Origin of the sequence: Pantoea sp. UYEF8, assembly GCF_040546285.1 — a bacterium.
Classification (GTDB): Bacteria; Pseudomonadota; Gammaproteobacteria; order Enterobacterales; family Enterobacteriaceae; genus Pantoea; species Pantoea brenneri.
Genome location: NZ_JBEPNM010000001.1, coordinates 179,297 through 197,272, shown reverse-complemented (window position 1 = coordinate 197,272; position 17,976 = coordinate 179,297). Strand labels below are relative to the sequence as shown.

Below are 17,976 nucleotides of genomic sequence, written 5' to 3'. Positions count from 1 at the left end.
AAAAACAAGCTTTCATCTACACTGTGACGCGCTGCATAGTTGCCCCGTTCACCGAATTTTACAGGAAGCCCATGTCGTTACCTTCGCCACCCGACGATCAGGATGAGCCAATTCGCCAGTCGCTCGACGATGCTCACTTTGCGATTGTGGTGCTTGCGGTGACCTCAGTTACGCTTATAATCTTTGTCCTGTTGATTACGCTCTGGATGAGCTGACCCCGGCGTAATTCAAGGGAATGGAAAAGGAGAAGGCGATGGAATCCAGAGATGACAAACTGATCGCAATTATCGGCCTGCTGGCGGCCTGTCTGATTGGCGTCACGTTTCTGTTCACCATGACCTGGTTAACCGATGTGCGCCATCCCACCGATCCTTCCCTTGATGTCCAGTCCTGTTACCCGAAAAAACCACCGTCTCAGCCGGTCTGATCGCGCCGGGTAAATTTGATCTGCTGACTGCGCAACACCAGCGCCAGCGCCTCATGAAGATTACGGTTACCGTTGGGATCGGCCAGGCCGAACAGCGGGCCGGGTGAACGCCGATCGTCAGCCCAGGCCGGGTATTCCACCACCGGATAGAGCGACACTCCCTCCACCGCAATGCCCTGATCCAGCGCCACCGCCACATTCTCACTGATCTCCTGCAGCCAGGGCGCACGCGCCTCGCCTTCGGCACCGGTTTCGGCAATCAGCATCGGCCGCTGAAAGCGTTGCCAGCACTGTGCCAGCAAAATATGCAGCGGCACCCGCGCCGGATCGTCGAGTGACATCGGCCGATCGGGGAAGAACCAGTGATTATCGGGATAGTAATTCAGACCGAGGATATCGAGACAATCTTCACTGCCGCCTAACTCTTTGTCGAGGCGGCCAGCCAGCATGTCCCAGGCTTCAAACTGCGCCTGATGCTGGGCGTCGGCGTAGGGTTTACTGTCCGGATTGTCGGCATGATGGGCAATCTGCACCAGCGGATCGGTCAGCACAAAGCGCGCATCCGGGTAGACCTCACGAATGGCATGAATGGCCGCCAGCGAGGCGCGAACCAGTTGACGCTTCAGCTCTTTGCCGCGTCCCGCCGCGTGTGGATTAAACCAGGCGACATCGGCACCGGCCCACGACCAGAAAGAGATTTGATTAACTGGTGTGAAAAACGGCTGTTCGATGCCCTCATCGCGCATCAGCTGCGCCATCGCGCGGGCGAAACGGCTAAAATGGTCAACAAATTCCGCTTTCCAGATATTAAGATGATCGGGATAACCGAAGTGCGCCAGTTCCCAGATAATCTGTAAATTCTGGCGCTGCGCCGCGGCGATCATCGGCAGAAAGCTCTGCCAGTCGTACTGATTGGGAATTTTTTCAATCAGGTGCCAGCGTGCGCCGTCACGCGCGGTGAAAAGATGCTGTTCTGCCAGGGCGGCGTAATCCTTCTCCAGCAGCATATCGTGGCCGCTGCTGATCACCATGTCGAGTCGTTTTCCCGGCGTGCGGCAGGCGGTGGAACAGGGAAAACTGCCCTGGAAAAAACTGCGGAACAGACTGGGATGATGGCGCTGGCGGGCGTCTGTAAGGGGTTGATGTGACATATTCCTCTCCTGCCGGGCCGATGCCGGTCACAGATCGTCCGACTAAGTCTAGACTAAAAAACTGTCGCAGCGTTTTTACGAAGTCGGAAGGATCGTATAGCGTCAGACCGCGGGCCGGGGAATAATAAAAATAACTGCATTTTACAGGGAATGGTCATGACCGAAGCGTTTGAGCTGTCTCAGCAATCCGAACAGCCCAGCTGGCTGGAAGCGCAGCTGGTGCCGCAGTGCCAGCGCCATCCGGGACTCAGCGGGATTTATCCGCTCAGCGACGGGCTGGACGCTTTTGCGGCGCGCTATCTGCTGATGCAAAAAGCGGAGCGTTCGCTCGATATTCAGTACTACATCTGGCAAAACGACCTCTCTGGCCGGCTGCTGTTCAGCGCAATGCTGGAGGCGGCGCGGCGCGGGGTTAAAGTTCGTCTGCTGCTGGATGACAATAATACGCCGGGGCTGGATGAAACGCTGGCTCAGCTCAACCGTCACCCCAATATTGCGGTGCGGCTGTTTAATCCCTTCTCATTTCGCACCTTGCGGGCGCTGGGCTACCTGACCGACTTCGCCCGGCTGAATCGCCGCATGCACAATAAAAGCTTCACCGTTGATGGCGTCACCACGGTGGTCGGCGGGCGCAATGTCGGGGATGAATATTTCGGTACCGGCAATGAGCCGCTGTTTGCCGATCTCGACGTGCTGGCGATTGGCCCGGTGGTCGATGAGGTGGCACAGGATTTTGAGCGCTACTGGAACAGCCGACCGGTCTCGCCGCTGCAGCAGGTGCTGGACGAGCATGAGCCAGCCGAAGACAGCGTCAGCCTGCCGGCCGAATGGCGTCACAGCGAGGCGGTGCAGCGTTATCTGCAGCGCCTTGAAAGCGCTTCACTGCTCCAGGAGCTGGAGCAGGGCAGGTTAGCGCTGACCTGGGCAAGAACCCGATTGCTGAGTGACGATCCGCGTAAAGGGCTGGGCAAAGCGCGTCGGAAAACGCTGTTGCCACAACGGATGCTGGAGGTGATCGGTACGCCGCAGCGGCAGTTTGACATCATCTCCGCCTATTTTGTCCCGACCCGCGCGGGCGTGGCGCAGCTGCTGTCGCTGAAGCGCAAAGGGGTGAAGATTGCCATTCTGACCAACTCGCTGGCCGCCAATGATGTGTCGATTGTGCATGCCGGTTACGCTAAATGGCGCAAGAAGCTGCTGCGGCACGGCATCGCCCTCTATGAACTGAAGCCGCAGGCGGCGCTGCAGGATGCGCCTCACGACCGCGGTTTAACCGGTAATTCCGGCTCAAGCCTGCATGCCAAAACCTTTTCGGTCGATCAGCAAACGCTGTTCATCGGCTCGTTCAACTTTGATCCGCGCTCGGCGGTACTCAATACCGAAATGGGGCTGGTGATTGAGAGCGAGACGCTGGCGAAGGAAACCCATCAGCGTTTCAGCCTGTCGATGCGCGATCGTGCCTGGACGCTGCGGCTGGATAAGTGGGGACGGGTCAACTGGCTGGAGTATCCGGATGAAGCGCAGCAGGTGGTGCATAAGCACGAGCCCGGCTGCTCGTGGTGGCAGCGGCTGCAGGTGCGGCTGGTGTGGCGCTTGCCGATTGAGTGGCTGCTGTAAGCTGGACGCTGCTCAGGCTCAGGCTCAGGCTCAGGCTCAGGCTCAGGCTCAGGCTCAGGGAGCCTACGCCGTGCGCAAAAACGCGAAACCCGCCGCCCCTGGCGGGCTCAGCGCGGATGGTTACGCACCTCATTCCTGAGGTGCGCCCGTCGCCGGGCCAACGCTCTGCGTTGTTCAAAAACGCTCCCGGCGTTTTTGTCCCTGGTCCGCTATGCTTTGCTACTGGCGTATGTTCCCATCGCTTTATGTTTGTCAGCTATCTTTGGCTAACACTATTGGGGGCCTGCTCCCATCAATCGCCTGAACTCGTCAGCAGACGGAAGCCAAACCCATCGATCACCTGACGCCAGGTTATTTGCGCTCAAACTTACCGGAAAACAGGAAGCGCAGCAGCGGTATCCGCAGATGAATCTCATACAGCAGGAAGGCGATTCCGAACACCATCAGCAGGCCCAGGAAGAAGCCCAGCGTGTTGTTTTCGATGCGCGGGGTCACGTAGATGCCGTACAGCAGGGTCAGCGGATGGTGCACCAGATAGATGAACAACGACGCATTGACCAGGTACATGATACGCGGCGAATGTGCATTCAGCAGCTTGTGGCCAAAGCAGAAGCAGACGCTCAGCATGCACAAACCCATCAGCGTTGAAATCAGTGCATCCAGCTCATACAGCCAGCCTTCGCCGCTGCTCAGTCGCTGATTAGCGCAGTAGGCGATAAACATCACCACCGCGCCGACCCACATCAGCGGATTGAAACGGACAAACAACTGCTTCAGCGGCGGATGTTTCCACGCCAGCGCGCCCAGCATAAAGAACGGCAGGTAGAAGAGGGTTTGCATCACGATAATGCTGAACAGGCCATCCATCAGCCAGGCTGGCTGGAACAGAAAGATCAGGCGGCGGAACAGACACCACAGCAACGCCCAGGCCGTTACGCCGGCAGCCAGCGAACCCCAGCCGACCCGGCTGTAATCAATGCTGCGGTGCTGATCGCGCAACCAGCGGAACGTCACCATCCCCAGCGTGGTCAGCATCACCAGCACCACCAGAAACCACAGGTGCGAGATCAGCTCCCACATCAGGTTATTAAATTTTTCATACCGGCTGAAGCGCGGCCAGTCGGCCAGCTTGCTGGTCCAGTTTTTCAGCATAAAAAACTGCGGCAGGGTAATCAGCGGAATAGCGGTCAGTAACGGGATGCCAACCCGCTCCAGCCGCACCTTCAGAAAGCGTCGCGGCTGGTAGCGCAGATAGAGCATGTAGGAGAAATAGCCCGAGATGACGAAAAACACCTGCATACGAAACGCATGAATAAAATCATTGAACAGCGTCAGCCACAGCGAGGCTTCCTGGCTGTTGACTGCCCATTTCTGCGTCGAGTAGATCAGGGAGACGTGAAACGGCACCCCCAGTAACATCAGATACGCCCGGATTGAGTCGAGGAAGTATTCACGTTCAGGTTTTGCTGTACTCATAAAGTTCCAGTTCGTTAGTACGTTTGACCGGTTTCGCCCTGAAACCGGATTATGCTCGGGCGGAATTCTACCTGCGATAAACAAGGTATACTATCAGTGGAATCCGTAGTGTTTAATTGTCCTAAAAGCGGCTCTTTGCCTGACGAAATGCGGGAACAAAGTTGCGCATAAGCTGTCGGAAAACCGAATAATCCTTTAAGATAAGCGGGTTTGATTTAAGCACACGAAAGGGGGGGATGTGCTGACTAAAGAAAAAAATAAAGCCGGACTGATGAAGGTACGCTGGATTGGTACTGCGGTTCTGCTGGCGTTATACGCCAATAACAGTTGGGCGTTTAACATCGATGATGTTGCCAGACAAGCCAAAGCGTTGGCAGGGAAAAGCTTCGAAGCGCCAAAAAGCAATTTACCCTCTCAATTTCGTGAAATGAAATTTGCTGATTACCAGCAGATCCAGTTTAACCACGATAAAGCGTATTGGGGCAAGCTGCGCACGCCGTTCAAGCTGGAATTTTACCATCAGGGGATGTATTTCGACACCCCGGTGCAAATCAATGAAGTGACCGCTAACGCGGTGCGTGAGATCAAATATAACCCCGACTATTTTAATTTCGGCAATGTAAAACATGATGCCGACGCGGTGAAAAACCTCGGATTTGCCGGTTTCAAAGTGCTCTACCCGTTAAACAGCAAGGGTAAAGACGATGAGATCGCCAGCTTCCTCGGTGCCAGCTATTTCCGGGTGATCGGTGCCGGCCAGGTGTATGGTCTGTCAGCCCGTGGCCTGGCGATTGATACTGCGCTACCGTCCGGTGAAGAGTTCCCGCGTTTCAAAGAGTTCTGGATTGAGCGTCCGAAGCCGCAGGATAAACAGCTGGTGATCTATGCACTGCTCGATTCGCCGCGTGCGGCGGGTGCCTATCGCTTTGTGCTGCGTCCGGGCCAGGCGTCGACCGTTGATGTGCAGTCAAAAGTCTACCTGCGTGACAACGTCGGTAAGCTGGGCGTTGCACCGCTGACCAGTATGTTCCTGTTTGGTCAGAACCAGCCGTCTACCGTGAACAACTTCCGTCCGGCATTACATGACTCAGACGGTCTGTCGATTCACAGCGGCAACGGTGAATGGATCTGGCGTCCGCTGAACAATCCGCGTCATCTGGCGGTCAGCACCTACACCATCGAGAGTCCAAAAGGTTTTGGTCTGCTGCAGCGCGGGCGTGACTTTAACAACTATCAGGATCTCGACGACCGCTACGATCTGCGCCCAAGCGGCTGGGTTGAGCCATTAGGCGACTGGGGTAAAGGCCGGGTAGAACTGGTTGAGATCCCAACGGCTGATGAGACCAACGACAACATCGTTGCGTTCTGGACCCCGGAGACGCTGCCGGAGCCGGGCAAAGAGATGAACTTCAAATATCGCCTGCACTTCTCACGTGATGAAAATCAGCTGCACTCTGACGACACGGCATGGGTGAAAAACACCCTGCGTTCTGCAGGTGACGTGAAGCAGTCTAATCTGGTGCGTCAGCCAGATGGCACCGTGGCTTTCACCATCGACTTCGTGGGTAAAGACATGAGCAAGATGGCGGAGAACAGTCAGGTGGCACCGCAGGTCAGCGTGGGTAAAAACGCGGACGTGGTTGAGCAGAGCGTACGTTATAACCCGGTCACTAAAGGCTGGCGTCTGGTGTTGCGTCTGCGTGTGAAAGACAACAAGCAGCCCACCGAAATGCGTGCGGCGCTGGTTAGCGGCGACAAGACATTGACGGAAACCTGGAGCTATCAGTTACCTGCCAATGAATAAATCGACTTTTACACCTCAACGTTACGTGGAATCCCTGCCGCTGGATGCGGCGGGGAAGGCGCGCCTTAGCGCCTCGCTGCAGCATGCTGCAGCGTTTCACTTCATTCATGATGCGCTGGGCAAGGATGTGGCCGCCAGCGATCGTCCCGACGATGCACCGTTAAAATCGGTGTCATCGCGGGTCGAAATGGCCTGGCCCGACTCGCTCGCCAATGGTAAGCAGCTGGGTAAAGATGACCTGGATCGTACCACGCTGAAGGCGATGCCGAAGGTCAAACGCTCCCTGATGTTCCCGGAAGCCTGGCGGACTAACCCGGTCGCTCGCGCCTGGGACTCACTGCGTGGCCATAAATCGGTGCCGCGCTACGCTAACGCGGAAGAGCAGCGTGCCGAAGAAAAATGGCGTCATGTCGGATCGATTCGCCGCTATATTCTGCTGATCCTCACCATCATGCAGACCGTGGTTGCCACCTGGTACATGAAGACCATTCTGCCGTATCAGGGGTGGACGCTGCTGGATCCGATGGAGATGATCAATCAGAACTGGCAGCAGTCGGTGATGCAGATCCTGCCGTACGTGTTGCAGACCGGCATCCTGTTCCTGTTCGCCATTCTGTTCTGTTGGGTCTCGGCCGGTTTCTGGACCGCGCTGATGGGCTTCCTGCAGTTGCTGATTGGTCGTGACAAATACAGTATTTCCTACTCTACCGTGGGGGATGAGCCGCTTAACCCTGCGCACCGTACCGCGCTGATCATGCCGATCTGTAACGAAGATGTTGAGCGCGTTTACGCTGGCCTGCGTGCCACCTGGGAATCGGTGGTGCGGACCGGCAACGCTGAGCATTTCGACGTTTATATCCTCAGCGACAGTTACGACGCCGATATCGCCATCGCCGAACAGAAAGCCTGGATGGAGCTGGTGCGTGACGTCGGCGGTGCGGGCAAGATTTTCTATCGTCGTCGTCGTCGTCGTGTGAAGCGTAAAAGCGGCAACATCGATGACTTCTGCCGTCGCTGGGGCAGCAACTACAGCTACATGGTGGTGCTGGACGCCGACAGCGTCATGAGCGGTGAATGTCTGACCGGTCTGGTTCGCATGATGGAAGCCAACCCGAACGCCGGTATTATTCAGTCGTCGCCGAAAGCATCCGGTATGGACACGCTGTATGCGCGCTGTCAGCAGTTTGCCACCCGCGTTTACGGTCCGCTGTTTACCGCTGGCTTGCACTTCTGGCAGCTGGGGGAATCCCACTACTGGGGGCACAACGCGATTATCCGGGTGAAACCGTTTATCGAGCACTGTGCGCTGGCACCGTTACCGGGTGAAGGCTCCTTTGCCGGATCGATTCTGTCGCACGACTTTGTTGAAGCTGCGCTGATGCGCCGTGCCGGCTGGGGCGTCTGGATTGCCTACGATCTGCCGGGCTCGTATGAAGAGCTGCCACCGAACCTGCTGGATGAGCTGAAGCGTGACCGTCGCTGGTGCCACGGTAACCTGATGAACTTCCGACTGTTCCTGGTGAAAGGGATGCACCCGGTTCACCGTGCGGTGTTCCTGACCGGTGTGATGTCTTATCTGTCAGCACCGCTGTGGTTCATGTTCCTGGCGCTCTCTACCGCCTTGCAGGTGGTGCATACGCTGATGGAACCGACCTACTTCCTGCAACCGCGGCAGCTGTTCCCGGTGTGGCCGCAGTGGCGTCCTGAACTGGCGATAGCGTTGTTCTCTACCACGCTGATATTACTGTTCCTGCCGAAGCTGCTGAGCGTGATATTAATCTGGTGCAAGGGGGCGAAATCCTACGGTGGCGCGATCCGTCTGTTCATCTCGCTGATGCTGGAAATGCTGTTCTCCGTGCTGCTGGCACCGGTGCGCATGCTGTTCCACACCGTGTTCGTGGTCAGCGCCTTCCTCGGCTGGGAAGTGGTGTGGAATTCGCCACAGCGTGACGATGATGCCACGCCGTGGAGCGAGGCGTTTAAACGTCACGGTTCGCAGATGGCGCTGGGTCTGGTGTGGGCAATCGGCATGGGACTGTTGGATCTCAACTTCCTGTGGTGGTTGTCACCGATTGTCTTCTCGCTGATTCTGTCGCCGTTTGTGTCGGTGATGTCGAGCCGGGCAACCATCGGTATCAAGAGCAAGAAGGCCCGACTGTTCCTGATCCCGGAAGAGTATGAGCCGCCAAAAGAGCTGGTGGATACCGATCACTACCTGCAGCTTAACCGTGAGCGGGCGCTGGAAAATGGCTTTATGCACGCGCTGTTCCATCCGGCGTTTAACGCGCTGGCGACGGCACTGGCGACGTCACGTCATAAGCAGAGTCAGTTGCTCGACTATGCCCGCGATCGCCGCGTCGATCAGGCGCTGAGCGATTCGCCAGAAAAACTGAATCGTGAACAGCGCTTACAGCTGATCAGCGATCCGGTGGTGCTGGCACGTGTGCATACCCGGCTGTGGGAGAACGCTGAGAAGTATCATCAGTGGGTGGAGAGTTATCAAAAACTCACCCTCAACCCCAATGCGCTGGTCAAAAACGCGTAAAATGAAAAAGCGGCAGCGATGCCGCTTTTTTTTGCCGGTTATTTGCGGTCAGAGCAGCAGGGGAGATCTCTGTTGCGGCAGGCTAAATCGGGCCAACAGAGCGCGTAGCGCAGGATAACGATAATGGTTGTAAAGGGCGGGTATCAGTGGTGAAACGGTGTCTGAAAACAGGTGTGTTAGCGCTGGCGGTGATCTGTCTGAGCGGCTGCGGCAGTATTATCAGCCGTACCGTGCCCGGTCAGGGGCACGGTAATCAGTACTATCCGGGCGTACAGTGGGATGTGCGCGACGGCGCCTGGCGGGTATTGACTATCCTTGACCTGCCGCTGTCGCTGGTGGTGGACACCCTGCTGTTACCGGTCGACGCCAGCCACGGTCCTTACGAATAACCGCGATCGGAGTCGCTGTTATCATCTTCCCACTCTTGCGCAGCGGCTTCACCTTCTTCGGTATCCAGCGGCGGCTCCAGCTGGAACTCACCGTCGTCCCATTCGTGCAGGGTGTTTTCCGCTAACCACTCCTGACGCAGTTCTACCTCATCGAAGTCAGCATCGAAAATCGCCTGGGCCGCTTCACCGCTGCGAATCGGCAGGCATTCACCCGCATCACCTTCGTCAGCCAGAAACTCCGCCTGCCACATAATATCACCGTCCTGCATGACATATTTTTGCAGGCCAAACTGGCTTACCGATGCATCGCCTTCCTCAAGTTCCGGGTGGTTAGCGAGAAACTCTTCACGTGCAGCATCAATCGCTTCCTCTAAGGTACTGTACATGCTCATCGCTCTTCTCCTTGCCTGGTTGATTTGATTTCAGTGAAGAATAGACGAAATCTGGCGGAGGGAAAGGGCGGGGCAGTTTGATTGGCGGGAAATAACGCACTTCCCGCCATTCACGGTCAGACTCCTTTTTGCGGGAAGTGCAGGACCGGGCGCACCGATTCATGAATTACCGGTGCGGAGTAGCGAATACAGCATTTTATACAGGGCTTAACTTTTTTGAAGTTAATGCGGGCGATCGATAATGCCTGACTCAGATTATATAAGGTGCCGATAAATATTATGTCTTCTTTATCCGGCATCCGGCGGCATCCTTTCCGGTGAAGCGCATGATAATTGTCCTGATCGGTGCTGATTGTCACATAATAGTAGAGACCGTTATTCATATTATAAGTCCTGCTAAGAAGGTTGCTGTGTGTCATCTTTTTATGTTTTTTGTCTTCGCAGTTAAGCATCTAACTGTCACAGCTGAAATTACCGACAAGCACCCATAACTTCAAATGCAATAACGGTCTATCAGGACGTTAAAATTTTGTAAAAAGGAATATGACCTGCGATGTAGCTACAATTGCTTGTAAATTAAGTTAATTTTACTGGATTAATAAGCAGAGGGAAATGATTAAGCCTGGCTAAATAGGAATTGGCCTAGCTTTTAAATAAATCAGCACCGCCAGTGAATATAATAAAATAATGGGAAATTAATTTATCCGGCCGCTAAAAGGGCGTCAGCGCAGATAATGTCCGGTGGATTGGTTAAGGATGCTAATTATATCGCACGGTTATCAGTAAACTCTGGCGCGCCGTTGATTAATCACTGGACCGGTAATCGGACCGGCGCGGGCTGGCGGGAGGAATGGATTGTTTTAGCAGGGGAGGAAAACAGCGAAAAAAGCGCTAAACGGCATCACTGCCACCGTTTAGCGCCGGTAACTTAATAGCGTGAAGGTTCCCCTTCCGGGCGGGTCTTAAAGCGGCGGTGCAGCCACATATACTGTTCGGGTGCCAGTAAGACGCCTTCCTCGACCACTTTATTCATCCGGGCAGCGGTCTCTTCCTCACTTGCCAGGGTAAAGCTGTCGCTAATATCAGGCAGAATCATCAGTTCATAACCACGGCCTTCTGGCAGACGGCGCGGTACAAACGGAATCACTGCCGGTTTACCCATGCGGATCAACAGATGGGTGCCGACCGTGGTAGCTGCCTTGTCGACGCCAAAAAACGGCACAAACACGCTGCTGCGCGGACCGTAATCGTGGTCAGGCGCGTACCAGATGATATCGCCACGCTTCAGGGCGCGAATCATCCCTTTGAGATCTTTACGATCGAGCATGCTTTTGTTGGAACGCATCCGGCCATGCACCTGCAGCCAGTCAATCAGCTTATTGTCGTTCGGCCGATAGACGCCGATGCCCGGGTTATGGATACCAAACATGCGGGCGCCAATCTCCAGCGTCAGAAAGTGCATACCAATCAACAGCACGCCGCGCTGAGTGTCGCGCGCCTGCTGAATGTGCTCTAAGCCAGAAGGTTTATGCCATTTGTTAATCCGCCAGTCGGGCCAGAACCATGCCATGCCGGTTTCAATCAAGCCCATGCCGACGGATTCGAAGTTGTGCTTAACCATCGCTTCACGATCGTTGGGCGGCATATCCGGAAAGCTTAATTCCAGATTACGGCGTGCGATGTTGACGCGTCGCTTCATAAAGCGCATGCCAATACGGCCAATATTACAGCCAAGCACATAAAGCAGGGGATAAGGAAGTAGCACCAAAAGATAAAGGAAGAACACGCCCAACCAGGTTAACCAATAGCGGGGGTGAAGCAGTTCTCGTGAAAATTGAGGCAACTGGGTCATGTGAAATTGTTTTTTCCTGCGTCGCGCACCGTGCGGTGCTGATATCTCGTTGATTTTCACTATTGTGCCAGTTTTTATCCTGCGCATAAATATTACTGTCGGCGGCAATTCACCCGGTAAGTATTATAAGCGAGCCGGCAGTGCGGGAAAAACAGCCAACCGGCGATCAATTTGGCCGGTGGTCTTTGCATCCCGTTGAAATCAGGTATCATGTGCGCGCTAAATTTCTTCTATTGATGACAGGAACGAACACCATGCCAGTGTTACATAACCTCGTTTCCAATAAAGAGCTGAAGGCGCGCATGCTGGCTGAAACCGAGCCGCGCACCACTGTCTCTTTTTATAAGTACTTCCAGATCGCCGATCCTAAAGCGTTTCGCGATGCGCTCTATCTTGGTCTGACCGCCCTGAAGGTGTTTGGCCGGGTTTACGTTGCGCATGAAGGGATTAACGCCCAGATCAGCGTTCCCGCCAGCCAGTATGAAAAGATGAAAGCCTATCTTTACGGCTTTGATCCGGCGCTGAATAATCTGCGAATGAACGTTGCGCTGGACGACGACGGTAAATCCTTCTGGGTGCTGCGCCTGAAAGTCCGTGACCGGATTGTGGCAGACGGCATTGCTGACGGCACGTTCGATGCCAGCGATGTGGGGCAATACCTCAAAGCCGCAGAAGTGAACGCCATGCTGGACGATCCGGATGCAGTGTTCGTTGATATGCGTAACCATTACGAATATGAAGTCGGACGCTTTGATAACGCGCTGGAAGTGCCGGCCGACACCTTCCGCGACCAGCTGCCGATGGCGGTTGATATGCTGCAGGATAAAAAAGACAAAAAGATCGTGATGTACTGCACCGGGGGAATTCGCTGTGAGAAAGCCAGCGCCTGGATGCGTCATAACGGTTTTGAAGATGTTTACCACGTTGAAGGTGGCATTATCGAGTATGCCCGCCGTGCTCGTGAGCAGGGGTTACCGGTCCGATTCAAAGGTAAAAACTTTGTCTTTGACGAGCGGATGGGCGAGCGGATTTCTGATGATGTGCTGTCGAACTGTCATCAGTGCGGTGAGCCGTGCGACACCCACGTCAACTGCGTCAACGATGGCTGCCATCTGCTGTTTATTCAGTGTAAAAGCTGCGCAGAGAAGTTTGAGAACTGCTGTAGCCCGCTGTGTCAGGAAGAGGCAAAACTGTCGCCGGAAGAGCAGCGTGCCCGTCGTGCCGGGCGTGAAAACGGCAATAAGATCTTTAACAAGTCGCGTGGCCTGTTAAACATGACCATCCCGTCACCGGTTAAAAAATAAGTGATCCCGCCTGAAGCCCGGCTTCAGGCGGTTTAGCCGTTTACTGACGCACACCTTCTACCGAAATCATCAGCTGAACCTTTTGCGAGGCCGGGCCGAGATCTTTGGTAATATTAAAATCTTTCAGCGTAATTTCACCCTCGGCTTCAAAGCCTGCGCGATATCCCCCCCACGGATCTTTGCCTTCACCCAGCAGTTTCGCTTCCAGCGTAACCGGTTTGGTAACGCCATTCAGCGTCAGATCGCCAGTAATTTCCAGCTCATCACCCTCTTTTTTCACTGAGGTTGATTTGAAGCTGGCCTGTGGATTTTTGCCGACGTTCAGGAAATCCGCACTGCGCAGATGCTTGTCACGTTCAGCGTGATTGGTATCAATACTGTTGGTGTTAATGGTGACGTCGACTTTATCGGCTGAAGGGTTACTCTCATCAAAGCTAAAACGGCCGTCAAAATCCTTAAAGGTGCCGTACAGCCAGCTGTAGCCTAAATGCTGAATACGAAACTGAATAAAGGCATGCTGGCCTTCTTTATCAATTTTATACTCAGCGGCGTTAGCGGTCAGTGAACCCAGCAGCAGGCTGGCACCCGTCATGGCCAGTAGCGTCTTCTTTAGCATATTACTTCTCCTTTTCAGCGGGTAAAGGGATGCGCAAACCTGACATCCGTTTTAAGGTGGTATCGCGATCGATAAAGTGATGTTTTAACGCCGCCAGACCGTGCAGCAGCGACAGGATCACCACCGTCCAGGCCAGCCACAGGTGGATATCGCCAGCCAGATCGGCCTGTGCGCCTGCGCCACTCAGAACGGCCGGCAGAGAAAACAGGTTGAATACCGCAATCGGCTTGCCATCGGCGGTGGAGATGAAATAGCCGCTGAGCAGGATGGCCAACAGCAGCGTATAGAGCAGCCAGTGCGCAACCATCGACCCGATCCGCACCGGTGGGGAATAACTGCTTAACGGCTGAGGCGGCGGTGAAATAATTCGCCACAACAGGCGAATCACTAATGTCAGCAACAGGATCACGCCAATACTTTTATGGATTTCCGGCGCATCGTGATACCAGCTATCGTAATAACCGAGTCCGACCATCCATAATCCCAGCGCAAACATGGCATAGATAACCAGCGGCATCGACCAGTGCAGCAGCACGGCGATCAGACCAAACTGATGAGGGGTATTTCGTAACATAGTCTGTTTATTCAGGTGAAATAATCTGAAATAAGCATCTACATTATGAAATATAAAAGCAATCGACCTTACGCTTCTATAACTTTCTGTCGGGATAGTGAAAAGGGTGAATTAAAATCGCGACAGATGCGCAATATTACTGAATAAGTTATTTTCACCGCGCGATACGTCAATCAAAAAAGCGCTTAATTCACTTTCAGTGCGAATTAATCAGGCTGTGAATGTCAGTAATATTCAATTTTCTTCAATTTTTGTCAGTCGGGTGCTATCAGACGATACCACCCGCAACAAGAGTCAGAAACGCGAAAGCCGGAAGGGGGAAATATCAAACGAGAACGGTTTTTGCTGAGCAAACTCGGCTGCCAGTTCGCCCAGTACGCTGGCGAATTTGAAGCCGTGGCCGCTTAAACCGGTAATCAGTAACCGATTCGGTTCGTCTGGCAGCGTATCAATAATAAAATCTTCGTCCGGGCTGAAATCGTAACTACAGGCTTCGCCGTGCAGACACACGCCAACACCCGGCAAAAACTGACGCAGGAAACCAAACGCTTCGCTGCCATCTGCCGCAACGGTGCCAAAGGGTTTGCGATCTTCAGGCTGCTGCATCAGCTGGCCGCCATCATGACGTCCCACTTTCAGCGCGTTGTTATCCGCCGGGAAACCGTAAAACTGGCTGCCATCCGCCATTTCAACGGTAAAGCCCGGGAACTTGTTGTTCTCGCTGTAGCGACCATCCGCCTGATACCAGGCAAATACCTTACGGGTCGGCGCAACCGGCAGGTTGGGCACCAGTTTGCCGACCCAGGTGCCGGCACTGATCAGCATCTTGCGGCCACGGTAAATGCCGTCTAGCGTGGTCACCTGTTGCAGATCGCCGTCGCGCCCAATCCCGGACACCGGGCAGTTAAACAGCTGGGCACAGCCTGCCTGTTCTGCCAGCTTGATCCAGCTGCGGACCGCCTGTTCGCATTTGAGGTAGCCCGACTGCGGCTCAAAGACGCCCAGATAGCCTTCGGGTACGTTGATCTGCGGCCAGCGCTTGCGCACCTCATCAGGCTGCATCACCTCAATGTTCAGCTGCCATTGCCTGGCGCTGTCGATAACGTTCTGAATAAACGCTGACTGAATCGGTGCCAGGTTCAGCACGCCGCTGCGGTGCATAATACGTTCACCGGCGTGCTGTTCCAGCTCATCCCACAGGGTCTGCGCGCGCAGCACCAGCGGGACATAACGTTCGCCTTCACCGTAAGCGTGGCGAATCAGCCGGCTTTCACCGTGATGCGTACCCTGATTGTGCGGCGGATGAGCGCTGTCGATCATCAAAACCGACAGGCCCGCTTGGGTTGCATAGTAGCCCGCCGCCGCGCCCACTGAGCCGCTGCCGACAACGATAAGATCATAAATCATGGTAACCCTGCTCCTGAAAAAGACAGATAATCAAAAGCATAACAGAAACAGAAACGAAAAAGGCACCCCTGAGGGCGCCTCTTTGATGTGGCAGGAATTAGTGCTTCTTAAGGAGTCGTTCTACTTGCTCGGCTGATTCAATCTTAGCGATACCCGCTTCGAGGATCGAGATGAACTGCCTTGCCACATCCGTTGTCAGCCAGTAGGTCGGGCCAACATCCGCTTCTTCTTCTTTTTGATCCTGCGACGATAACGAGTGCAGGCGGATCATCATGGCATCATAACTGTCAACGGTACTGATATCCCAACCCACCAGTGGATGGGTCTGAATCACATCTTTTCTTCTGTCCATTATAACCTCCTTATTACTCGTTAAACGAAGTGCATGATGAGGTTCAATGCGGCTTTTTTATTCCAATAGCGAAACTATTATAACAGTAAAGCGGGCTATTACTGATGAAAAAATGCCTGCACCCAGCTTCTCACAGAATATTTGTGTTTAAAAGGTGGCGGATGAAAAAATAAAATGCCTGACGATCAGGCATTTTAATCAGTGATTCTTCAGGACCAGAAACGCGAGGGAGAGAGCCTGGGGCTGCGGTTAAAGCGCCGGAGTTTCCGGTGCGATGCCGCCACCGCGCTTTTGCAGCGCTTCAGCCAGACGGGCAAAATGCTGTTGCAGTTGCTCATCATGGTTCTGGTTTTGGGCTTCCAGCGACAGATTGTGCACCAGCAACTGACTGGCACGATCGTCAAGACAGAAAATCAGACTGGAAAAGGCATTTTCCAGCACCGTCAGCCGACGTTGCTGATCACCAATCAGTGCTAACAACTCACCAAAGGTCATCGCCTCTTCCGGTTTATCAGTAGTCATGGTATCGCACCTCCTGTTATGCATGACGAGCGCAAGGATAGGGCATTGATCATTCAGAGTCTAGATGCAGGAATAGGGAAGTGCGAGAGGGGAGAAAAGATAAAAAAACCGGGTGGCGAAACCCGGTAAAAACAGCACAGAGGCGGTTAATCGGTAATGAACCAGTCGTCAGCGCTTTCCCACGTTTGCTGCAGGATTTCGCTGATCTGATCGCGAGTCTCTTTGCCCCCGCCCAGCACGCTCAGGTTATTGGCACTGGCGTAGCGCACTTTAACCTGATTGGTGCTGTCCGGGAACTGTTCGTCAATGCGGCGCGACAGCTCGTCGCTCAACGCTTCTATCGCGCCCGCAGGAAGAGGTCGGGTATTCGATACGGTAATTTCAACACGCATGGGAGCCTCCAGATAAGATACTGTATATATTTACAGTATCAACAGGCTGGAGGCAAGCGAAATTATGCGATACGCCAGTTCAGCGTCTCACCGGCGAGGAACGGCACCAGCGAATGCGAGCCGAGTGCGATGCTCTCTGGCACCTGCCACGATTCACGTACCAGCGTGATGCGGCTGTCGTTGAGCGGCAGGCCGTAAAAGCGTGGACCGTTTTCAGAGCAGAATGCTTCAAAATGCGACAGCGCATCCAGCTCTTCAAATACCGTGGCGTAGGCCGCTAACGACGTCGGCGCACTGAAGACGCCGGCGCAGCCGCAGCTCGCTTCTTTCAGGTGACGCAGGTGCGGCGCGGTATCGGTGCCGAGGAAGAAGCGGGGATGGCCGCTGGCCACCACCTTGCGTAGCGCCTCCTGATGCACATTGCGCTTGAGGATTGGCAGGCAATAGAGGTGTGGACGGATCCCACCGACCAGCATGTGGTTGCGGTTAAACATCAGATGCTGCGGGGTGATGGTCGCGCCCAGCGTCTCATCGGCCGCGGCAACGTACTCCGCTGCTTCACGGGTGGTGATATGCTCCATCACCACTTTCAGTGCCGGAAACTGCTGGCGAAGCGGCATCATCACCGTCTCAATAAAGCGCGCCTCGCGATCGAAAATATCAATGTGAGCATCGGTAACTTCACCGTGCACCAGCAGCGGCATACCGAGTTGCTGCATCCGCTCCAGTACGCTGGCGATGGCGGCGATGTTGGTAACGCCGTGGCTGGAGTTAGTGGTGGCATGCGCCGGATAAAGTTTGGCGGCGGTAAACAGGCCGGCAGTGAAGCCGCGTTCCAGCTCATCCGGGTCAAGCGAATCGGTGAGATAGCAGGTCATCAGCGGTGTGAAGGCGTGGTCAGCGGGCAGCGCCGCCAGAATCCGATCGCGGTAGGCTTCACCTGCCGCCACGCTGGTCACCGGCGGCACCAGATTGGGCATCACAATGGCACGACCATTCACCGCGCTGGTATACGGCAGCACCGTTTTAAGCATTTCATCGTCACGCAGATGAATATGCCAGTCGTCAGGGCGGCGGATAGTAAGTTGCTGAGGTTGTGCAGTCATTAATGAGGCTCCGGCAGAAAGGAAACGAAAGGCACGTTTAGGCCGGGGTC

At 54.6% G+C, this 17,976-nt stretch carries 19 protein-coding genes; 7 read left to right on the top strand and 12 right to left on the bottom strand.

Going from position 1 to position 17,976, the window contains the following annotated elements:
• Positions 1 to 71: 71 nt before the first annotated feature.
• Both ABIB18_RS01010 and ABIB18_RS01005 read left to right on the top strand, forming a co-directional pair.
• Complete coding sequence (locus tag ABIB18_RS01010; protein WP_167375082.1) at positions 72 to 215, top strand: hypothetical protein; 144 nt, start codon at positions 72 to 74, stop codon at positions 213 to 215.
• A 38-nt stretch (positions 216 to 253) separates the two neighbouring features.
• Positions 254 to 427, top strand: a complete 174-nt coding sequence (locus ABIB18_RS01005) for a hypothetical protein (RefSeq protein ID WP_162836817.1) — start codon at positions 254 to 256, stop codon at positions 425 to 427.
• Here the strand turns inward: ABIB18_RS01005 and ABIB18_RS01000 are convergent.
• Complete coding sequence (locus ABIB18_RS01000; RefSeq protein ID WP_031376534.1) at positions 415 to 1,578, bottom strand: glycoside hydrolase family 1 protein; 1,164 nt, start codon at positions 1,576 to 1,578, stop codon at positions 415 to 417. The two genes, ABIB18_RS01005 and ABIB18_RS01000, sit on opposite strands and share 13 nt — an antisense overlap.
• Positions 1,579 to 1,734: 156 nt before the next feature.
• Here ABIB18_RS01000 and ABIB18_RS00995 point away from each other — a divergent pair, with 156 nt between their 5' ends.
• A complete protein-coding gene (locus ABIB18_RS00995; protein WP_354473509.1) occupies positions 1,735 to 3,195 on the top strand; it encodes a phospholipase D family protein in 1,461 nt (486 codons plus the stop codon).
• A gap of 351 nt (positions 3,196 to 3,546) precedes the next feature.
• On the opposite strand, the gene mdoC is transcribed toward ABIB18_RS00995, so the two are convergent.
• Positions 3,547 to 4,671, bottom strand: a complete 1,125-nt coding sequence (gene mdoC / locus ABIB18_RS00990; protein WP_031376536.1) for a glucans biosynthesis protein MdoC — start codon at positions 4,669 to 4,671, stop codon at positions 3,547 to 3,549.
• Between the two features lie 268 nt (positions 4,672 to 4,939).
• Between mdoC and ABIB18_RS00985 the strand changes: the two genes are divergently transcribed.
• The 3 genes from ABIB18_RS00985 to ABIB18_RS00975 all read left to right on the top strand — a co-directional run bounded on the left by ABIB18_RS00985 (position 4,940) and on the right by ABIB18_RS00975 (position 9,409).
• Entirely contained in the window at positions 4,940 to 6,475 is a 1,536-nt protein-coding gene (locus ABIB18_RS00985) for a glucan biosynthesis protein G (RefSeq protein WP_176035886.1), read from the top strand.
• Entirely contained in the window at positions 6,468 to 9,020 is a 2,553-nt protein-coding gene (mdoH, locus tag ABIB18_RS00980) for a glucans biosynthesis glucosyltransferase MdoH (RefSeq protein ID WP_354473508.1), read from the top strand. Before ABIB18_RS00985 ends, mdoH begins: the two co-directional genes overlap by 8 nt.
• A 149-nt stretch (positions 9,021 to 9,169) precedes the next feature.
• Positions 9,170 to 9,409, top strand: coding sequence for a YceK/YidQ family lipoprotein (locus ABIB18_RS00975; RefSeq protein ID WP_069728188.1), 240 nt, complete (start codon positions 9,170 to 9,172; stop codon positions 9,407 to 9,409).
• Here the strand turns inward: ABIB18_RS00975 and ABIB18_RS00970 are convergent.
• From ABIB18_RS00970 to ABIB18_RS00960, 3 genes are all read right to left on the bottom strand, one after another.
• Positions 9,400 to 9,801 carry a MysB family protein gene (locus ABIB18_RS00970; protein ID WP_031376539.1) on the bottom strand — a complete coding sequence of 134 codons (402 nt, stop codon included), beginning with the start codon at positions 9,799 to 9,801 and terminating at the stop codon, positions 9,400 to 9,402. The two genes, ABIB18_RS00975 and ABIB18_RS00970, sit on opposite strands and share 10 nt — an antisense overlap.
• A 116-nt stretch (positions 9,802 to 9,917) precedes the next feature.
• Positions 9,918 to 10,184, bottom strand: coding sequence for a hypothetical protein (locus tag ABIB18_RS00965; RefSeq protein ID WP_031376540.1), 267 nt, complete (start codon positions 10,182 to 10,184; stop codon positions 9,918 to 9,920).
• A gap of 545 nt (positions 10,185 to 10,729) precedes the next feature.
• Positions 10,730 to 11,653 (bottom strand): Kdo(2)-lipid IV(A) acyltransferase, encoded by a 924-nt coding sequence (locus tag ABIB18_RS00960; RefSeq protein ID WP_031376541.1) that lies wholly within the window; start codon positions 11,651 to 11,653, stop codon positions 10,730 to 10,732.
• 254 nt (positions 11,654 to 11,907) lie between these two features.
• Between ABIB18_RS00960 and trhO the strand changes: the two genes are divergently transcribed.
• The gene (gene trhO / locus ABIB18_RS00955) at positions 11,908 to 12,957 is read left to right on the top strand and encodes an oxygen-dependent tRNA uridine(34) hydroxylase TrhO (protein ID WP_031376542.1); all 1,050 of its coding nucleotides are present in this window, start codon (positions 11,908 to 11,910) and stop codon (positions 12,955 to 12,957) included.
• Between the two features lie 40 nt (positions 12,958 to 12,997).
• On the opposite strand, the gene ABIB18_RS00950 is transcribed toward trhO, so the two are convergent.
• The 7 genes from ABIB18_RS00950 to pyrC all read right to left on the bottom strand — a co-directional run bounded on the left by ABIB18_RS00950 (position 12,998) and on the right by pyrC (position 17,926).
• Positions 12,998 to 13,573, bottom strand: a complete 576-nt coding sequence (locus tag ABIB18_RS00950; RefSeq protein ID WP_046288399.1) for a YceI family protein — start codon at positions 13,571 to 13,573, stop codon at positions 12,998 to 13,000.
• Position 13,574: 1 nt separating this feature from the next.
• A complete protein-coding gene (locus tag ABIB18_RS00945) occupies positions 13,575 to 14,147 on the bottom strand; it encodes a cytochrome b (RefSeq protein ID WP_354473505.1) in 573 nt (190 codons plus the stop codon).
• A gap of 294 nt (positions 14,148 to 14,441) precedes the next feature.
• On the bottom strand, positions 14,442 to 15,554 hold the full coding sequence (gene solA / locus ABIB18_RS00940; RefSeq protein WP_031376544.1) for an N-methyl-L-tryptophan oxidase: 1,113 nt from the start codon (positions 15,552 to 15,554) through the stop codon (positions 14,442 to 14,444).
• A gap of 97 nt (positions 15,555 to 15,651) precedes the next feature.
• Positions 15,652 to 15,906, bottom strand: a complete 255-nt coding sequence (gene bssS, locus ABIB18_RS00935; protein WP_031376545.1) for a biofilm formation regulator BssS — start codon at positions 15,904 to 15,906, stop codon at positions 15,652 to 15,654.
• 249 nt (positions 15,907 to 16,155) lie between these two features.
• Positions 16,156 to 16,428: a hypothetical protein gene (locus ABIB18_RS00930; protein WP_031376546.1), complete on the bottom strand. Its 273-nt coding sequence runs from the start codon at positions 16,426 to 16,428 to the stop codon at positions 16,156 to 16,158.
• 146 nt (positions 16,429 to 16,574) lie between these two features.
• A complete protein-coding gene (gene dinI, locus ABIB18_RS00925) occupies positions 16,575 to 16,820 on the bottom strand; it encodes a DNA damage-inducible protein I (protein ID WP_031376547.1) in 246 nt (81 codons plus the stop codon).
• Positions 16,821 to 16,882: 62 nt separating this feature from the next.
• Entirely contained in the window at positions 16,883 to 17,926 is a 1,044-nt protein-coding gene (gene pyrC, locus ABIB18_RS00920) for a dihydroorotase (RefSeq protein WP_354473502.1), read from the bottom strand.
• Between the last annotated feature and the right edge of the window lie 50 nt (positions 17,927 to 17,976).

Coding starts and splice junctions, on each gene's coding strand:
- bssS (WP_031376545.1), bottom strand. CDS start 15,906: ATGGACAGAAGAAAAGATGTGATTCAGACCCATCCACTGGTGGGTTGG.
- solA (WP_031376544.1), bottom strand. CDS start 15,554: ATGATTTATGATCTTATCGTTGTCGGCAGCGGCTCAGTGGGCGCGGCG.
- ABIB18_RS00960 (WP_031376541.1), bottom strand. CDS start 11,653: ATGACCCAGTTGCCTCAATTTTCACGAGAACTGCTTCACCCCCGCTAT.
- trhO (WP_031376542.1), top strand. CDS start 11,908: ATGCCAGTGTTACATAACCTCGTTTCCAATAAAGAGCTGAAGGCGCGC.
- mdoH (WP_354473508.1), top strand. CDS start 6,468: ATGAATAAATCGACTTTTACACCTCAACGTTACGTGGAATCCCTGCCG.
- ABIB18_RS01005 (WP_162836817.1), top strand. CDS start 254: ATGGAATCCAGAGATGACAAACTGATCGCAATTATCGGCCTGCTGGCG.
- ABIB18_RS00970 (WP_031376539.1), bottom strand. CDS start 9,801: ATGAGCATGTACAGTACCTTAGAGGAAGCGATTGATGCTGCACGTGAA.
- ABIB18_RS00995 (WP_354473509.1), top strand. CDS start 1,735: ATGACCGAAGCGTTTGAGCTGTCTCAGCAATCCGAACAGCCCAGCTGG.
- ABIB18_RS00950 (WP_046288399.1), bottom strand. CDS start 13,573: ATGCTAAAGAAGACGCTACTGGCCATGACGGGTGCCAGCCTGCTGCTG.
- ABIB18_RS00930 (WP_031376546.1), bottom strand. CDS start 16,428: ATGACTACTGATAAACCGGAAGAGGCGATGACCTTTGGTGAGTTGTTA.
- ABIB18_RS01010 (WP_167375082.1), top strand. CDS start 72: ATGTCGTTACCTTCGCCACCCGACGATCAGGATGAGCCAATTCGCCAG.
- ABIB18_RS00965 (WP_031376540.1), bottom strand. CDS start 10,184: ATGAATAACGGTCTCTACTATTATGTGACAATCAGCACCGATCAGGAC.
- ABIB18_RS00945 (WP_354473505.1), bottom strand. CDS start 14,147: ATGTTACGAAATACCCCTCATCAGTTTGGTCTGATCGCCGTGCTGCTG.
- ABIB18_RS01000 (WP_031376534.1), bottom strand. CDS start 1,578: ATGTCACATCAACCCCTTACAGACGCCCGCCAGCGCCATCATCCCAGT.
- mdoC (WP_031376536.1), bottom strand. CDS start 4,671: ATGAGTACAGCAAAACCTGAACGTGAATACTTCCTCGACTCAATCCGG.
- pyrC (WP_354473502.1), bottom strand. CDS start 17,926: ATGACTGCACAACCTCAGCAACTTACTATCCGCCGCCCTGACGACTGG.
- dinI (WP_031376547.1), bottom strand. CDS start 16,820: ATGCGTGTTGAAATTACCGTATCGAATACCCGACCTCTTCCTGCGGGC.